The following is a 17,400-nucleotide window of genomic DNA, read 5'->3' as shown; positions in this document are numbered from 1 at the left end:
GATGATTCGTGCGAATCACTGCCAATAACGGCGCGCGCGTATGAAGGTTGACACCATTTCGGATCTTTTTTATGAGGTTTCGGGAAGAAGTGTGCAGCCCTGAGTGCTTCGAACCTTGTCAGATTGTTCACGCAGCGGTCAGGCATCCAGTTCCTGTGGATCGACTTCGCGCCATTCGCCGGGCATCACAGGATGGGTCGCCAGCGAGAACGGGCCGATGGCGATGCGTACCAGTCGCAGCGTCGGCAGGCCCACGGCCGCCGTCATGCGGCGCACCTGGCGGTTCTTGCCTTCGCTGATGGTCAGGGCGATCCAGCTGGTGGGCTGGTTGGCACGCTGGCGGATGGGCGGGGTGCGCGGCCACATCCAGGCCGGCTCCTGGATCAAGCGGGCCTCTCCGGGTTGGGTGACGAAGTCGCCCAGGTCCAGCGGATCGCGCAGGCGCTGCAGCGCCTCCGGCGTGGCCAGGCCTTCCACCTGTGCCAGGTAGGTCTTGGGCTGCTTGCGGCGCGGATGGGCGATGGCGTGCTGCAGCTTGCCGTCATCGGTGAGCAGAAGCAGGCCTTCACTGTCGGCATCGAGACGGCCTGCAGGGTAGATGTCGGGAAGGTCGAGGTAATCGGCCAGCGTCTGGCGCTCGGGATGGGCGGAGAACTGGCTCATCACGCCGAAGGGTTTGTTGAAGAGGATCAAAGGCATGCGCTAGTGTCGCAAAAAGATGGCCTTGCGTAAAATCCTGATGCATAATCAATCAGGCAAGTCATGTGTCTTATATAAGACCTGCTGATTGCAATCCGGAATTTTTCCGGCTGAAAATCCGGAAATCTCTTAAAATTCCCCGCTTGTATGGCAATTCATGCAAGGTCCTTGCCGATGTGCATGGGCTTTGCCGCTGATGCTTCCCAACGCTACCGCCTCAACCGTCGGAGACCACGATGTCGTACCAACATATCCAAGTGCCTGCAGAAGGGTGCAAGATCACCGCCAATGCCGATGACACTCTCAATGTCCCCAACAACCCCATCATTCCTTTCATCATGGGCGATGGCGTGGGCGTGGACGTCACGCCGGTGATGCTCAAGGTGGTCGATGCCGCGGTGGAGAAGGCCTACGGCGGTGCGCGCAAGATCCACTGGATGGAAATCTATGCGGGCGAGAAGTCGACCAAGCTCTACGGTGCCGATACCTGGCTGCCCGAGGAGACACTGGACGTGCTCAAGGAGTATCTGGTCTCGATCAAGGGGCCGCTGTCCACGCCGGTCGGGGGCGGCATCCGTTCCTTGAACGTGACCATGCGCCAGCAGCTGGACCTCTATGTCTGCCTGCGTCCGGTGCGCTACTTCAAAGGCGTGCCCTCGCCGCTGAAGGAGCCCGAGAAGACCGACATGGTGATCTTCCGCGAGAACTCCGAAGACATCTACGCCGGTATTGAATGGCAGGCCGGTACCCCGGAAGTGAAGAAACTGATCGAGCTGCTCACGCGCGAGATGGGGGTCAAGAAGCTGCGCTTCCCTGAGACCTCGGCGCTGGGCATCAAGCCGGTCTCGCGCGAAGGTACGGAGCGACTGGTGCGCAAGGCCATCCAGTACGCCATCGACCACGACAAGCCTTCGGTGACGCTGGTCCACAAGGGCAACATCATGAAGTACACCGAGGGTGCTTTCCGTGACTGGGGTTATGCGCTGGCCGGCCGCGAATTCGGGGCCGAACTGATCGACGACGGCCCGTGGATGCGCCTGAAGAACCCCAAGACCGGCCGCCAGATCGTCATCAAGGATGCCATCACCGATGCCTTCTTCCAGCAGGTGCTGATGCGCCCGGCGGAATACAGTGTCATCGCCACCATGAACCTGAACGGCGACTACATTTCGGACGCCGTGGCGGCTCAGGTCGGCGGTATCGGCATTGCTCCGGGCGCCAACATGTCCGATTCGGTGGCCGTGTTCGAAGCCACCCACGGCACCGCACCGAAGTATGCCGGCAAGGATTATGTGAACCCCGGTTCCAGTATTCTTTCGGCAGAAATGATGCTGCGCCACATGGGCTGGATCGAGGCCGCGGATCTCATCATCACGGCCATGCAGAAGTCAGTCTCGGCCAAGCGCGTGACCTATGATTTCGCGCGTTTGCTGGAAGGGGCGACGCAGGTTTCCTGCTCCGGTTTCGGTGAAGCGCTGATCGAAAACATGTAAGCCGGACGGACTGCTTCTGCAGCGTGATTTGCCGCAAATCAATGATGAAAAAACAACACTCAGCCAGGCATCTGCCTGGCTGTTTGCATTTCGGTTACGTAGTCATTGCGGGCGCAGCAATGGCGGCGCCCCAATGAAAAAAGCCCCGCAAGAGCGGGGCTTTTAGAGAAACCGGGGTTTAAGCGGCGTTCTGGATGTTCGAAGCTTGCTTGCCTTTGGGGCCTTGCGTAACGTCAAACTGGACTTTTTGACCTTCTTTCAGGGTCTTGAAGCCGTTCATCTGGATTGCGGAGAAGTGAGCGAACAGATCTTCGCCGCCGTCATCCGGAGTGATAAAGCCAAAGCCTTTGGAATCATTGAACCACTTGACAGTACCTGTTGCCATAAAAGCATCTTTCAAAATTAACTATTCACACGAGCCGTCAAAGCAAGAAGCATCGCGCGTCACGCAGCCCCCCTTAAACCTGCCCCCTATCGTATCGATGAGTTGTTACATTTAGTAACTACTAATCAATGAATTCCATTGTTCTCGGTCGAAATCCAAAAGTCAAGCAGTTTTCACGTTCCGCTTTGTGGCCCTGTTTGAGCGATGGGGAAAGAAACCCTTGATTTAGGATAAATCATCGTCATCTGCGCAAGGTCCGGAAAACAAGTAATATCTATCTCATCTAGAGGTTACGTGATCATTGTGCGTTGCACAGCTTTGATGGTCGAATAAACGCATGGCAACCAAGCACGAAAATGATGGCGGTACAGTCCTGGAACGGCAGGAGGCAAAACTCAAGCCGCCCCCGATGTACCAGGTTTTATTGTTGAACGATGACTATACGCCGATGGAATTCGTCGTCGCAGTCATCCAGCAGTACTTCAACAAGGACCGTGAAACCGCGACGCAGATCATGCTCAAGGTTCACCGCGATGGGAAGGGAATGTGTGGTGTGTATCCCAAAGATATCGCATCCACAAAAGTGGAACTCGTTTTAACCCACGCTCGAAAAGCAGGGCACCCCCTGCAATGCGTGATGGAGGAAGCATGATTGCGCAGGAACTCGAAGTCAGTTTGCACATGGCCTTTGTCGAAGCCAGACAATCGCGTCATGAATTCATTACCGTGGAACACTTGCTGCTCGCGCTGCTGGACAATCCTTCGGCGGCCGAAGTGCTGCGCGCCTGCTCGGTGAACATTGATGATCTGCGCAAGACGCTGACCAATTTCATCACCGACAACACGCCCACGGTCCCCGGCACCAATGAGGTGGATACCCAGCCCACGCTGGGCTTCCAGCGCGTCATCCAGCGCGCCATCATGCACGTGCAGTCGGCCTCCAACGGCAAGAAGGAAGTCACCGGCGCCAACGTGCTGGTGGCCATCTTCGGCGAGAAGGATTCGCACGCGGTCTACTACCTGCACCAGCAGGGCGTGACCCGTCTGGACGTGGTCAACTTCATCTCGCACGGCGTGCGCAAGGATCAGCAGGCTGATCCGCAGAAGGCCCCGGAAGGCGCGGAAGACGTGCAAGCCGAAGGCCAGCAGAAGGAAAGCCCGCTGGACCAGTTCACCCAGAACCTGAACAAGGCGGCCGCCGAGGGCAAGATCGATCCGCTGATCGGCCGCGATTCCGAGGTCGAGCGCGTCATCCAGACCCTGTGCCGCCGCCGCAAGAACAATCCGCTGCTGGTGGGTGAAGCCGGTGTCGGCAAGACCGCCATCGCCGAAGGCCTGGCCTGGCGCGTGACGCAAGGCGATGTGCCCGAGATACTGAAGAATGCCGTCGTCTATTCGCTGGACATGGGCGCGCTGCTGGCCGGTACCAAGTACCGTGGCGATTTCGAGCAGCGCCTGAAGGCCGTGTTGAAGCAATTGAAGGACAGCCCCAACGGCATTCTCTTCATCGACGAAATCCACACCATCATCGGTGCGGGTTCGGCGTCGGGCGGTACGCTGGATGCGTCCAACCTGTTGAAGCCTGCGCTGTCGAGCGGCCAGTTGAAGTGCATCGGCGCGACCACCTACACCGAATTCCGTGGCGTCTTCGAGAAGGACCACGCGCTGTCGCGTCGCTTCCAGAAGATCGATGTGAACGAACCGACCGTGGAGCAGACCGTGCAGATCCTGCGCGGCCTGAAGTCAAAGTTCGAGGAACACCACGGCGTGAAGTATTCTGCTTCGGCCCTGACTTCGGCTGCGGAACTGGCGGCGCGCTTCATCAATGACCGTCACCTGCCCGACAAGGCCATCGACGTGATCGACGAAGCCGGTGCTGCCCAGCGCATCCTGCCCAAGTCCAAGCAGAAGAAGACCATCGGCAAGCCGGAAATCGAGGAAATCATTTCGAAGATCGCCCGTATCCCGCCGCAGTCCGTGAACCAGGATGATCGCGCCAAGCTGCAGACCATCGATCGCGACCTGAAGAACGTTGTGTTCGGGCAGGATCCGGCCATCGAAGCACTGGCCTCGGCCATCAAGATGGCACGTGCCGGCTTGGGCAAGACCGACAAGCCGATCGGCTCCTTCCTGTTCTCCGGTCCGACCGGCGTGGGCAAGACCGAAGTGGCCAAGCAACTGGCCTTCATCCTCGGCATCGAGCTGGTACGGTTCGACATGTCCGAATACATGGAGCGCCATGCCGTGAGCCGCCTGATCGGCGCGCCCCCGGGCTATGTCGGTTTCGACCAGGGCGGCCTGCTGACCGAGGCCGTCAACAAGAAGCCGCACGCCGTGCTGCTGCTGGATGAAATCGAAAAAGCGCACCCCGACATCTTCAACATTCTGTTGCAGGTGATGGACCATGGCACGCTGACCGACAACAACGGCCGCAAGACCGACTTCCGCAACGTGATCATCATCATGACCACCAACGCGGGGGCCGAGAGCCTGCAGAAGCGCACCATCGGCTTCACCGAGAAGAAGGAAGCCGGCGACGAAATGGCGGACATCAAGCGCATGTTCACCCCGGAGTTCCGCAACCGTCTGGATGCCATCATCAGCTTCCGCCCACTGGACGAGGAAATCATCCTGCGCGTGGTCGACAAGTTCCTGATGCAACTGGAAGAGCAGCTGCACGAAAAGAAGGTGGAAGCCGTCTTCTCGGACAATCTGCGCAAGTTCCTGGGCAAGAAGGGCTTCGATCCGTTGATGGGGGCACGCCCGATGTCGCGCCTGATCCAGGACCTGATCCGCAAGGCGCTGGCCGACGAACTGCTGTTCGGCAAGCTGGTCAGCGGTGGCCGCGTGACGGTGGAGATGGACGACAAGGAGCAGATCAAGCTGGACTTCCCCGAGGGCGACGATTCGTCCCCGCCGGAAGAGCCGCAAGAGAAGCTCGAAGTCGAATAAGCGCATCAAGCAAGCCATCAAGGCCACGTCGGGAAACCGGCGTGGCCTTTTGTTTTGCAGCTTGCTTCACTTTCATTATGCAAACAAAAACGGCGCGGTTTTCACCGCGCCGTCTTCACTTCAACTACTTCATATCACCGCATTTACGGCACCAGCGGCTTGCCCGCCTCCTGCTTTGCCTTCACGATTTGCGTGACCTTGTCGATCATCGAGAGGCGATAAGCGGTAGCCGGATGCAGCGCCGTGTAGCCGTTGGGCACGCTGGCCGGATACTGGTCGGCCAGGCGCTTCCAGAACGCCGGCACGTTGTCGATGCTGTAGCCGGCGCGCGCCAGCAGGTACAGCGAGAGCGTATCGGCAGCTGCATCCAGGTCTTGCGGATAGACGCGGATGCCGGCAGTGCCGGCCGTGGTGGTCGGGTCCGGATGTGGCAGCAGCAGGTTGTCGATCACTTCGGCAATCGTCGAGACCATGCGCTGGCGGATGGCGTGGCCGAGGATATTGTGCGCCATCTCCTTGGCGATCAGGTAGGCCAGTTCATCATCGGACTGGGTGAACTTGAGCATGCCGCGGGTAATGAGCACGCGGCGGCCATCGGCATAGGTGTTGACGTTGTCGGCATTGCCCAGCTCGATGCTGAAGGCGCAGGCGAAGGTCAGCGGCACATTGACGGTGGTGTTCTGGCCGTTGCGCTGCACGCCCAGCGCAATCGGGGCCTTCTTGACCACCAGCGGACTCAGCAGCACGGCGGCCTGGCGTTCGGCATCGGTGCCTTGCGGCATCGGCTTGCCTGCCACCGAGATCAGGAAGTCGCCCCGCTGGATGCCAGCCTGGGCAGCACCGCTGCCGGGCAGCACGCCGGTGACCTGCAGGCGGTCGTCGTAGCCCAGGCTACGCGCGGTTTCTGCATATTCGATGGGGAAGGAATAACGGTTCTTGGCGGTGAAGCCCAGCAGGTTGCGGGCATTGCCACGGCAGAGCTGGGCGTTGCTGGTCAACAGCGGTGCAGCGACGCGGTAGAGCCGGTCCTGCTGCGCGATCAGTTCGCGCAATTGTGCTTGCTGGGGATTGTCGGCCACCGGGCGCGGGGCCTGGGTCGTCGTGGTCACCGGTTTGGACGGCGTGGTGGTGACCGGACCGGGTTCCTGGGTGGCGCAGGCGGCCAGGAAGGCCAGCGGGGCCAGGACGGCGAGGGTTTTCAGTTTCTGCCACTGGGGCAGGGGGGATACGAGCATGCGGTTCTCCATCAGTGTTTGCCTGTGCTGCCGAAACCACCGGCGCCGCGTTCGCTGCTGTCGAATTCATCTACCACATTGAAGCCGACCTGCAGTACCGGCACGATCACCAGCTGCGCCAGGCGTTCCATGGGGTTTAGGACAAACTCGGTACTGCCGCGGTTCCACGTCGAGATCATCAACTGGCCCTGGTAATCCGAATCGATCAGCCCGACCAGGTTGCCCAGCACGATCCCATGCTTGTGCCCCATGCCGCTGCGCGGCAGGATCACGGCCGCGTAATTCGGATCGGCCAGGTGGATCGCCAGTCCGGTCGGGATCAGGTGCGTGGAACCCGGCGCCAGGGTCAGCGGCGCATCGATGCAGGCCCGCAGGTCCAGGCCGGCGCTGCCAGGGGTGGCGTAGGCAGGCAGTTGGTCTTTCATGCGGGGGTCGAGGATCTTGATGTCGATGGTCTTCATGATGCGTAATCGGATTCAAATACAAAACGTACGGAAACGTACAAAAGACACGGCCCGCAAGAGGCGGGCCGTGCACCGTCAGGCCGCCATGCGGCGCGCGATCTCGCGTACCAGCTGGCGGGCCAGGGTCTGCTTGTCCGCACGGGGCAGGGCGCTGTGGCCCTGGGCGTCGAACAGCATGAGCGCGTTGTCATCGCGGCCAAAGGTCTGGTGGCCGATATTGCCGACCAGCAGCGGAATGTTCTTGCGGATGCGCTTGGCCGCGCCGTATTGCTCCAGGTTCTCCGATTCGGCCGCAAAGCCCACGCAGTAGGGACGCTGGGGCAGGGCGGCAACGGTGGCCAGGATGTCGGGATTCTGGACGAATTCCAGTTGCGGGGTATCGTTTTCGTCCTGTTTCTTCAGTTTCTGCTCGCTGGCATTGGCCACGCGCCAGTCAGCGACGGCCGCAACGGCGACGAACAGGTCTTTTTCCTTCACATGGGCTAATACCGCCTCATGCATCTGCAGGGCCGTCTGCACATCCACGCGCTGCACGCCATAAGGCGTCTCCAGCGCCGTCGGGCCGGAGACCAGGGTGACTTCCGCACCCGCTTCGCGGGCAGCACGCGCAATCGCGTAGCCCATCTTGCCGGAAGACAGATTGGTGATGCCGCGCACCGGATCGATGGGCTCGAAGGTCGGCCCGGCCGTCAGCAGCACGCGGCGGCCCGCCAGCAGCTTGGGCTGGAAGGCCGCGACGATCTCCTCCAGCAATTGCGCCGGCTCCAGCATGCGGCCTTCGCCGACTTCGCCACAGGCTTGCGCGCCCGCATCCGGGCCCAGCAGCAGGATGCCGTCGTCGCGGATCTGGCGCACGTTGCGCTGGGTGGCCGGGTTCTGCCACATCTCCACGTTCATGGCCGGGGCCACCATCAGTGGTACCCGCGCCGGACGCGCCACGCACAGGGTCGAGAGCAGGTCGTCGCAATGCCCGTGGGCCAGCTTGGCGATAAAGTCTGTGGAGCAGGGCACGATGACCACCGCATCGGCATCGCGGGTGAGATTGATGTGCGGCATGTTGTTGTCCATGCGCGCATCCCATTGGTCGGTATAGACCGGGTTGCCGGTCAGGGCCTGCATGGTGACGGCGGTCATGAAGTGCGTGGCCGCCTCGGTCATCACCACGTGCACCGTGGCACCGGTGCGGCCCAGTTCGCGCGCCAGCATGGCGGCCTTGTAGCAGGCCACGCCGCCGGTCAGGCCCAATACGATTTTCTTGCCAGCCAGATCCATTGTTTGCTCCTGGAATGCGGCGTACCGCAGGCGTGTTCAGACTTGCGGACTTGCCTTACTTCTTGGAGACGCGGCGCAGTTCGTCCACGACGAACAATACCGCACCCACGCAGATCGCACTATCGGCCAGGTTGAAGGCCGGCCAGTGCCAGTTGCCGACGTAGACGTCGAGGAAGTCGATCACGTGGCCATACACCACGCGGTCGATCACGTTGCCGATCGCGCCACCCAGGATCAGGGCCAGGGCCCAGCAGAACATGCGTTGGCCGGGATGCTTGCGCAGCAGGTGGATGATGAACACCGCCGCACCGATGCCGATGGCGGTGAACAGATAACGCTGCCAGCCACCGCTGGCGGCCAGGAAACTGAAGGCCGCGCCCTTGTTGTAGACCAGCACCAGGTTGAAGAAACCGGTCACCGGCACCGACTCGCCATAGTGGAACAGTTTCAGGATAGTGATCTTGGTGAGCTGGTCCAGCAGCAGCACGATGGTGGCGATGCCCAGCCAGGGCAAGAGCCCTTGGGTGGTGGACGAAGAACCGGAAGAGGAGGAGCGCTTTTTGGTTGCCATGGATGTTCTTGTTGGAGTGGACGGCCCGCTGCATTCAAGTGCAGCGGGCCGCTAGCAAGGCCGTCCCGCCCGGATCAGGCGAACAGGCGCTTTTCGCCCTGGCCGAACAGGTTGCTGTAGCAGCGACCGCACAGGCCCGGATGATCGGCATGAGACCCGACATCGGCGCGATAGTGCCAGCAACGTTCACATTTCTGATGCGCCGACGGCGTGACCACCACCGCTTCCTCTTCCACCGTGGCCACCGGGGTGACGCGGGCAGCCGAGGTGATGAGGACGAACTTCAGGTCATCGCCCAGGCTTTCCAGCAGGGCCGCCTTGTCGCCGGCGACCTTCAGTTCCACTTCCGCCTGCAGGGAGGAACCGATGCTGCCGGCGATACGCACTTCTTCCAGCTGCTTGGTGACCGCTGCGCGCACTTCGTGCAGCACCGCGAACTTGTCCAGCAGGGCCTGTGCATCGGCCACTTCCGGCAGGGCGTAATAGACCTGCGAGAAGATGGTTTCGCCGCTGGCCTCGAAGGCGTCCTTGCCGGCAAAGAAGCGCCAGGCTTCTTCGGCCGTGAAGGACAGGATCGGTGCCATCAGGCGCAACAGCGACTGCGTGATGTGCCACACGGCGGTCTGGGCCGAGCGGCGTGCGGCCGACTCCACGCCGCTGGTGTAGAGGCGGTCCTTCAGGATATCCAGGTAGAAGCCGCCCAGGTCTTCCGAGCAGTACATCTGCAGCTTGGCCACCACCGGGTGGAATTCATAGGTCTCGAAGTGCGCCAGCACCTCCGCCTGCAGGCGCGCCATGTTGGCGATCGCATAGCGGTCGATTTCCAGCATCTCGGCCACCGGCACGGCGTGTTGTGCAGGATCGAAGTCGGAGGTGTTGGCCAGCAGGAAGCGCAGGGTGTTGCGGATGCGGCGGTAGGCTTCCACCACGCGCTTGAGGATCTCGTCCGAGATCGACAGCTCGCCCGAATAGTCGGTCGAGGCCACCCACAGGCGCAGGATTTCCGCGCCCAGCGAATCCGAGACCTTCTGCGGCGCGACCACGTTGCCCTTGGACTTGGACATCTTCTTGCCCTCGCCATCGACCACGAAGCCGTGCGTGAGCAGGGCCTTGTAGGGCGCGCGGCCATTGAGCATCGACGAGGTCAGCAGCGACGAGTGGAACCAGCCGCGATGCTGGTCCGAGCCTTCCAGGTAGAGGTCGGCCGGGAACTGCGACTGCTGTGCGTGCGAGCCGCGCAGCACGGTCTGGTGGGTGGTACCGGAATCGAACCAGACGTCCAGCGTGTCGCGGTTCTTGAGGTAGTGCTCGGCTTCGTTACCCAGCAATTCCTTGGGATCCAGGGCCTGCCAGGCTTCGATGCCGCTCTTCTCGATGCGTTGGGCGACCTGCTCGATCAGCTCCGGCGTACGCGGATGCAGTTCGCCCGTTTCCTTGTGCACGAAGAAGGCCATGGGCACGCCCCACTGGCGCTGGCGCGACAGGGTCCAGTCCGGACGGTTGGCGATCATGCCGTGCAGGCGCGCCTTGCCCCAGCCGGGGAAGAAGGCGGTGTCCTCGATGCCTTGCAGCGCGGTCTGGCGCAGGCTGGGGCCGCCGTCCTTGGGCGTGTTGTCCATGCTGGCGAACCACTGCGAGGTGGCGCGATAGACGATGGGGGTCTTGTGGCGCCAGCAGTGCATGTAGCTGTGGTCGAACATGACCAGCTTGAACAGCGAACCCACTTCTTCCAGCTTGCCGCAGATGGGCTTGGAGGCTTCCCAGATGGTCAGGCCGGCAAACAGCGGCAGCCAGGAGGCATAGCGGCCATCGCCCATGACCGGGTTGAGGATGTCGTCGTCCTTCATCCCATGCGCCTTGCAGGAGATGAAGTCTTCGATACCGTAGGCCGGTGCCGAGTGCACGATGCCGGTACCGCTGTCGGCGGTCACGTATTCACCCAGGTAGATCGGCGACAGGCGGTCATAGCCGGCATCGGCCTTGGCCAGCGGATGATGGAAGCGGATCAGGGACAGCTTCTCGCCGGTGGTGGTGGCGATGATCTTGCCTTCCAGGCCGAAGCGCTGCAGGCAGGATTCCACCAGGTCCTTGGCCAGGATCAGCAAGGTGGCTTCGCCGTTGCGGCTGGTCTCGACCAGCGCGTACTCGAATTCCGGATGGACGTTCAACGCCTGGTTGGACGGGATGGTCCAGGGCGTGGTGGTCCAGATGACGATGTAGCCGTTGCGGGTCGGCAGGTCGGCCAGGCCGAAGGCGGTGGCGATCTTGTCGTGTTCGGCAAAGGGGAAGCCGACATCGATGGCCGGGTCGCGCTTGTCCTGGTATTCCACTTCAGCTTCGGCCAGCGCCGAGCCGCAGTCGAAGCACCAGTTCACGGGCTTCAGGCCGCGATAGACGTAACCCTTCTCCAGGATCGTGCCGAGCGCGCGCAGCTCGTCGGCTTCGTTGGAGAAGTTCATGGTCTTGTAGGGGTTGTCCCACTCGCCGAGCACGCCCAGGCGGATGAAGTCGGCCTTCTGGCGTTCGATCTGCTCACCCGCGTAGGCGCGCGCCTTGGCTTGCACTTCGGCCACCGGCAGGTTCTTGCCGAACTGCTTTTCGATCTGGATCTCGATGGGCATGCCGTGGCAATCCCAGCCCGGCACGTATTGGGCGTCGAAGCCGGCCATGTTGCGGGCCTTGACGATCATGTCCTTCAGGATCTTGTTGACGGCGTGGCCGATGTGGATGTCACCGTTGGCATACGGCGGGCCGTCATGCAGGATGAATTTCGGGCGGCCGGCCGAGGCCTTGCGGATGCGCTCGTAGACCTTCTTTTCCTGCCATTCCTTGACCCACTGCGGCTCGCGTTTGGCGAGGTCGCCGCGCATCGGGAAGCCGGTTTCGGTCATGTTGACCGGATACTTGGAGGGGGCCTTGCCGGCTTTTTCCGGTTTGCCGGGCTTGGCGGAGGATTCGTTGTTGGACATGACAAAGCTTTCGTTGAATGCAGGTTGATTCCGGGGGCCCGGCAAGGCGTCACAAGCAGGGCGCGTTGCGGCAGGCAGGATGCAGGATGGGGCGGCTGGACAGCTGCGGGAGCGGGGCTCCGGCAACCGCCCAGCGTTCAAATTCGGTCGGTGGCCGAGACGGCGAAGCCGGCGTTTTCACGGAACCAGGCGCGGGCATTGTCCACGTCACGGGCAATGGCCGTGGTCAGCGTGGGCAGGTCGACATACTTTTCTTCGTCGCGCAGCTTCTTGAGGAATTCCACCCGCACCAGCTTGCCGTAGCAATCGCCCTTGAAATCGAGCAGGTGCGTTTCCAGCAGCACCCGGCCGCTGTCGTCCACCGTCGGGCGCACGCCCAGGCTGGCCACGGCCGGCAAGGGGTGCTCGGCCAGTCCGTGCACCTGCACTACGAAGATGCCCGAAAGCGCCGGACGCTTGTGGCCCACGCGCATGTTCAGCGTCGGGAAACCGATGGTGCGCCCCAGTTTCTTGCCGTGCACGACCCGGCCGCTGATGGCATAGGGATGGCCCAGCAACTGCTGCGACAGGGTGAAATCGCCCTCGGCCAGCGCCGCGCGCACGGCCGAAGAGGAGATGCGCACACCGGCATTGGTCACCGTGGGCAGGGCATGGACCTCGAAGCCATACTGCTTGCCGGCCGCGATCAGGGTATCGAGCGTGCCGGCGCGGCGCGCGCCGAAGCAGAAGTCGTCACCGACCATCAGCCAGCGCACGTGCAGGCCCTGCACCAGGATCTTCTCGATGAAGTCCTGCGGGGAGAGGGCGGCGAAATGGCTGCCGAAATGCTCCACCACCACGCGGTCGATGCCGGAGTTGGAGAGCGCTTCAAGCTTGTCGCGCAGGTTGGCGATGCGCGCCGGGGCGCGTTCGGGGGTGCCGGCCAGCTGGGCGAAGAATTCACGCGGATGCGGCTCGAAAGTCATCACCGCCGCGTCCAGCCCCAGGTTGGCGGCGGCCTCGCGCACGCGCGCCAAGAGAGCCTGGTGGCCCAGATGCACGCCGTCGAAATTGCCGATGGTCAGCGCGCACGGGGCGCGCGATTCGGCTGTGGGAAGTCCGCGAAATACCTTCATTGAGCCGCTGGAAAGATGCGCTGTTGCAAAAGCCTTCCATTATAAATGGTTTCGGAGGCTTTCCTTGATTTGGTGGCGGCTTGGCACGGATCAAGCCGCCTGAAGCGGACAGGCAGCGCAGTTTTTCATATTTCATCAGGGAAATGTTGACAAACTTTCATATGAAAGTTTCTTCCCGGCAGCGTCAGCGGGCCAGCGCCGCTTCGGGCTCCTGGAGCTGGCGTGCCTCGGCCAGCATCCAGATGGTGATCTTTCTGACTTCCAGCTTGCTCTGGGTGATATGGGCGCGCAGCAGGATCTGCGCTTCGGTGGCCTTGCGCTTGGCGATCAGTTGCAGGATCTTGCCGTGTTCCTCGTAGGTGGCTTCGATGCGCTTCTTCTTGAGGAAGTCCAGGCGACGCACGATGCGGATCTTTTCCGTCACCTCGGTATGGACCCGGGTCATCTCCACATTGCCGGCGGCGGCCACCAGGTTGGTGTGGAAGGCTTCGTCCAGCTCCGCCACCTTGACGGCATCGGTATGGCGCGCTTCGGGTTCGGCCAGCCAGATGGCGTTCAACTGCTCCAGTTCTGCCGTCGGCTCCTGCTGGCTGCAGAGTTTCTCCAGCGCGGCCATCTCCAGCACGATGCGCAGGTCATAGAGATTGTCGAGGCGGTCGAAGTCGATCGGGCAGACCTTCCAGCCACGCCGGAATCCCACTTCCAGATAGCCCTCGCGCTGCAGCCTGAACAGCGCATCCCGCAAGGGCGTGCGCGAGACGCCCTGGCGCTGGGCCATCTCGGTCTCGGTGAAATTGTCCCCGGGCAGCAGGCGGAAATTGAAGATGTCGTCCTTGATCCGGTGATAGACCTGTTCGGCGAGCGGGTTGGCGACGGTGACGGTCATGGTGCGGGCATTCTGGTTCGAGGGGGCTGCGGACTCATGCCATCAGGCTGACATGGGCGGCGACGATGCGCCAGCCTTCGTCCATGCGCACCCAGGTCTGCATCTGGCGGCCGATACGATCGGACGTATGGTCGGTGAATTCGGTGGAGACCGTAGCATAGTCGCTGCCGAAGGTGGTGACAACGGTGCGATGCAGCTTGCGCGAGGCCGGCACCGGGGTGCAGGTCTTGCGGTACTGGCGGATCGCCTCGCCGCCCAGCAGCACTTCGCCCACGCCGTAGCGCACCGTTTCGGGGGCATACCAGAACCAGCGGTCGAGGGCCGGGATGTCGTTGATGAGCAGGGCGTATTCGTAATCCGTAAACGCTTGTTCGACCTCGGCCACCACGTGGGGCAGGTTCACTTGCATCATGGCGTTTCTCCGGTATAGGCGGCCACGGCGCTGTGCAGCTGCGCCAGCGGCGTGCGCCAGCCGACGATGCCGCCCTGGGCGGTCAGCATCTCCAGCGTGGCGCGATGAAATTCAGGGAAGTAACTGGCGCAGGCATCTTCCACCACCAGGCATTCATAGCCGCGGTCATTGGCCTCGCGCATCGAGGTCTGCACGCACACTTCCGTAGTGACGCCGGCCACCAGAAGGTGAGTGATGCCGCGCTCCTGCAATTGTGCGTGCAGGTCGGTGGCGTAGAAGGCCCCCTTGCCCGGTTTGTCGATGACGATCTCGCCATCCAGGGGAGCCAACTGCGGCAGGATCTGGTTGCCGGGTTCGCCCCGCACCAGGATCCGGCCCATCGGCCCGACATCGCCGATGCCCAGCGCCGGGTTGCCGCGCAGGCGCTTGGCGCGCGGGCAGTCCGAGAGATCCGGCAGGTGCGATTCACGCGTGTGGACCACCAGCATCTGCGCCTGGCGTGCCAGCGCCAGCAGGGCCGCCACGGTCGGCACGATCGCGCCCAGGGGCCGCACATCGTTGCCCAGCGCACTGCCGAAGCCGCCTTCTTCCACGAAGTCGCGCTGCATGTCGATGACCACCAGCGCGGTGCTGCGCGGATGGAACTGATAGGGATAGGGGAAGGCGTCGATACGGATCATGCGGCCTCGGCGTGGGGTGATTGTTCGGAGTGACCCGCCATCCAGCGGCCCAGGGCGGCGCGGTCCGCTCCTTGCGTGGCCACGTCCTGCGCCACGTGCACGATGCGGCCCTCGGTCATCACCAGGATGCGGTCGGACAGTTCCAGCAGTTCGTCCAGGTCTTCGCTCACCAGCAGCACGGCCGCGCCGCGTGCGCGCGCTTGCAGCAGACGTGCGTGGATATCGGCCACCGAGGCGAAGTCCAGTCCGAAGACCGGATTGGCGACGATGAGCACATTGGCCGCGCCTGCATCGCCCTCTTCGCCGAGCTCACGCGCCAGCACGGCGCGCTGCACGTTGCCGCCGGAGAGCGTGCCGATGGGGCGTTCCGGTGCGGGCGGCTTGACGTTGAAGGCCGCGATCAGGGATTGCGCCTGGCGCTTCATGGCGCTGCGGTCGACGCGCCAGCCGCTGCGCTTGAAGGGGGCGACATCGAAATTGCGCAGCGCCATGTTCTCGGCCACGCTCATGCCTGCGATGCAGGCGTTGCGCAAGGGTTCTTCCGGTAGCGCGAAGACACGCAGCCGTCGCATCTCCTCACGCGTGGCGGCATAGGGCGCATCCTCGATCCGGATCTCGCCCAGCAGGTGGCGACGCTGGCCCAGCAGGGCTTCCACCAGTTCCTTCTGGCCATTGCCGGAGATGCCGGCCAGGCCCACGATTTCACCACGCTTCACTTGCAGCGAGAGGCCCCGCACGGCAGCCACGCCGCGGTCGTTGTTGACGGTCAGTTCCTTCACTTCGAGCCCGAAGCTGGCGTCTGCTGGCACTGCGGGACGCTCCACCTGCGTTTTCTCGGCGCGGGCGTGGCCCATCATCCAGTGCGCCAGGGCATCCGGCGTCGTCTCGGAAACCCGGGCACTGCCGACCAGGCGACCCTTGCGCAGCACCGTCACATCGTCCGCATAGGCAGTCACTTCGTGGAACTTGTGGGTGATCATCAGCACCGTCAGTTCCTGCTGGCGGGTGAGGGCATGCATGAGTCCCAGCACTTCGTCGGCTTCCTGCGGTGTCAGTACCGAGGTCGGTTCATCGAGGATCAGGAAACGGCGGCGCAGATAGAGCTGCTTGAGGATTTCCAGTTTCTGCTTTTCGCCCGCGGAGAGGCTGCTCACCGCGCGCTCCAGCCCGAGTTTGAAGGGCATGCGCGCCATGAACTCCTCCAGCACAGCGCGCTCGCTGCGCCAGCGGATACGCCAGGGAAGATCGCCGCGTGCCAGCAGCAGGTTCTCGGCCACGGTCAGGCTGGGGGCCAGCGTGAAGTGCTGGTAGACCATGCCGATGCCGAGCTGGTTGGGCACGCGCGCACTGCGGATCTCCACCTCGCGGCGGTCGGCCACGATGCTGCCCTGGTCCAGCGGGCTGTAGCCGACCAGGCCCTTGACCAGCGTGCTCTTGCCCGCCCCGTTTTCACCCAGCAGCGCGTGGATGGTGCCGGCGCGGATCTTCAGCGAGACCTCATCGAGCGCGCGAAAGCTGCCGAAGGATTTGCCGGCATTGATGATCTCCAGCTCCAGGGCATGCATGTCAGGCCCCGATCACATCGATCAGTGCGGCCGCATCGGAGACCGCGCCGAACACGCCACCCTGCATCTTGATCATGGACAGCGCCGCCAGGTGGTTGTTGTGGTCAGTCGCGCCACAGCAATCCGAGAGCATCACGCATTCGAAGCCGCGGTCATTGGCTTCGCGCATGGTGGTATGCACGCAGACATCGGTGGTGATACCGGTGAGCACGATGTTGCGGATGCCGCGCGTGTGCAGGATCATTTCCAGGTCGGTGGCGCAGAAGGAGCCCTTGCCCGGTTTGTCGATGATGATCTCACCGGCGATGGGGGCCAGTTCGGGAATGATTTCCCAGCCCGGTTCGCCGCGCACCAGGATGCGGCCACAGGGGCCGGCATCGCCGATGCCCACGCCATTGGTGCCGATCTGGCGCGAGCGCCAGCGCTTGTTGGCCGGCAGGTCGGACAGATCGGGACGATGGCCTTCGCGGGTATGGATGATGGTGTAGCCGCCGGCACGCATGGCGGCCAGCACTTTCTTGATCGGTTCGATGGGCGCGCGCGTGAGCGAGAGGTCATAGCCCATCTTGTCGACGTAGCCACCGATGCCGCAGAAGTCGGTCTGCATGTCGATGACGATGAGCGCGGTATTGGCCGGGGTCAGGGCACCGTCATAGGGCCAGGGATAGGGTTCGGCCTGGATGTAGCGTTCGGACATGGTTT

At 62.6% G+C, this 17,400-nt stretch carries 16 protein-coding genes; 3 read left to right on the top strand and 13 right to left on the bottom strand.

What is annotated here, in order from left to right:
• Positions 1-138: 138 nt before the first annotated feature.
• Positions 139-699 (bottom strand): pseudouridine synthase, encoded by a 561-nt coding sequence (locus J2X56_RS13540; protein ID WP_209568601.1) that lies wholly within the window; start codon positions 697-699, stop codon positions 139-141.
• Between the two features lie 236 nt (positions 700-935).
• On the opposite strand from J2X56_RS13540, the gene icd reads away from it, so the two are divergent.
• Positions 936-2,192 (top strand): NADP-dependent isocitrate dehydrogenase, encoded by a 1,257-nt coding sequence (icd, locus tag J2X56_RS13535; RefSeq protein WP_121038241.1) that lies wholly within the window; start codon positions 936-938, stop codon positions 2,190-2,192.
• A gap of 178 nt (positions 2,193-2,370) precedes the next feature.
• On the opposite strand, the gene J2X56_RS13530 is transcribed toward icd, so the two are convergent.
• A complete protein-coding gene (locus J2X56_RS13530) occupies positions 2,371-2,577 on the bottom strand; it encodes a cold-shock protein (protein ID WP_006463169.1) in 207 nt (68 codons plus the stop codon).
• A 337-nt stretch (positions 2,578-2,914) separates the two neighbouring features.
• On the opposite strand from J2X56_RS13530, the gene clpS reads away from it, so the two are divergent.
• A complete protein-coding gene (gene clpS / locus J2X56_RS13525; protein ID WP_034330154.1) occupies positions 2,915-3,229 on the top strand; it encodes an ATP-dependent Clp protease adapter ClpS in 315 nt (104 codons plus the stop codon).
• On the top strand, positions 3,226-5,529 hold the full coding sequence (gene clpA / locus J2X56_RS13520) for an ATP-dependent Clp protease ATP-binding subunit ClpA (RefSeq protein WP_039788676.1): 2,304 nt from the start codon (positions 3,226-3,228) through the stop codon (positions 5,527-5,529). Before clpS ends, clpA begins: the two co-directional genes overlap by 4 nt.
• 143 nt (positions 5,530-5,672) lie before the next feature.
• On the opposite strand, the gene J2X56_RS13515 is transcribed toward clpA, so the two are convergent.
• The 11 genes from J2X56_RS13515 to J2X56_RS13465 form a co-directional block, all read right to left on the bottom strand.
• Positions 5,673-6,764 carry a M48 family metallopeptidase gene (locus J2X56_RS13515; RefSeq protein WP_199725002.1) on the bottom strand — a complete coding sequence of 364 codons (1,092 nt, stop codon included), beginning with the start codon at positions 6,762-6,764 and terminating at the stop codon, positions 5,673-5,675.
• An 11-nt stretch (positions 6,765-6,775) separates the two neighbouring features.
• The gene (gene dut / locus J2X56_RS13510) at positions 6,776-7,225 is read right to left on the bottom strand and encodes a dUTP diphosphatase (RefSeq protein ID WP_034330145.1); all 450 of its coding nucleotides are present in this window, start codon (positions 7,223-7,225) and stop codon (positions 6,776-6,778) included.
• Positions 7,226-7,303: 78 nt separating this feature from the next.
• Entirely contained in the window at positions 7,304-8,500 is a 1,197-nt protein-coding gene (gene coaBC / locus J2X56_RS13505; RefSeq protein WP_121038247.1) for a bifunctional phosphopantothenoylcysteine decarboxylase/phosphopantothenate--cysteine ligase CoaBC, read from the bottom strand.
• Between the two features lie 55 nt (positions 8,501-8,555).
• Positions 8,556-9,071, bottom strand: coding sequence for a signal peptidase II (gene lspA / locus J2X56_RS13500; protein ID WP_039788672.1), 516 nt, complete (start codon positions 9,069-9,071; stop codon positions 8,556-8,558).
• 74 nt (positions 9,072-9,145) lie between these two features.
• On the bottom strand, positions 9,146-12,040 hold the full coding sequence (gene ileS / locus J2X56_RS13495; RefSeq protein WP_310160614.1) for an isoleucine--tRNA ligase: 2,895 nt from the start codon (positions 12,038-12,040) through the stop codon (positions 9,146-9,148).
• Between the two features lie 137 nt (positions 12,041-12,177).
• Complete coding sequence (locus J2X56_RS13490) at positions 12,178-13,155, bottom strand: bifunctional riboflavin kinase/FAD synthetase (RefSeq protein ID WP_310160613.1); 978 nt, start codon at positions 13,153-13,155, stop codon at positions 12,178-12,180.
• Positions 13,156-13,339: 184 nt separating this feature from the next.
• Positions 13,340-14,041 carry a GntR family transcriptional regulator gene (locus J2X56_RS13485; RefSeq protein WP_134134747.1) on the bottom strand — a complete coding sequence of 234 codons (702 nt, stop codon included), beginning with the start codon at positions 14,039-14,041 and terminating at the stop codon, positions 13,340-13,342.
• 34 nt (positions 14,042-14,075) lie between these two features.
• Positions 14,076-14,453: an oxalurate catabolism protein HpxZ gene (hpxZ, locus tag J2X56_RS13480; RefSeq protein WP_088755978.1), complete on the bottom strand. Its 378-nt coding sequence runs from the start codon at positions 14,451-14,453 to the stop codon at positions 14,076-14,078.
• Complete coding sequence (locus J2X56_RS13475) at positions 14,450-15,133, bottom strand: cysteine hydrolase family protein (protein ID WP_134134748.1); 684 nt, start codon at positions 15,131-15,133, stop codon at positions 14,450-14,452. Before J2X56_RS13475 ends, hpxZ begins: the two co-directional genes overlap by 4 nt.
• On the bottom strand, positions 15,130-16,698 hold the full coding sequence (locus tag J2X56_RS13470) for an ABC transporter ATP-binding protein (RefSeq protein ID WP_204725135.1): 1,569 nt from the start codon (positions 16,696-16,698) through the stop codon (positions 15,130-15,132). Before J2X56_RS13470 ends, J2X56_RS13475 begins: the two co-directional genes overlap by 4 nt.
• A gap of 1 nt (position 16,699) precedes the next feature.
• On the bottom strand, positions 16,700-17,395 hold the full coding sequence (locus tag J2X56_RS13465) for a cysteine hydrolase family protein (RefSeq protein WP_121038262.1): 696 nt from the start codon (positions 17,393-17,395) through the stop codon (positions 16,700-16,702).
• Positions 17,396-17,400: the final 5 nt, after the last annotated feature.

The sequence above is a fragment of the Herbaspirillum sp. 1173 genome (assembly GCF_031455335.1).
GTDB lineage: Bacteria > Pseudomonadota > Gammaproteobacteria > Burkholderiales > Burkholderiaceae_D > Herbaspirillum > Herbaspirillum huttiense.
The sequence above is the reverse complement of the archived record's forward strand: the minus strand, read 5'-3'. Positions and strand labels throughout refer to the sequence as shown.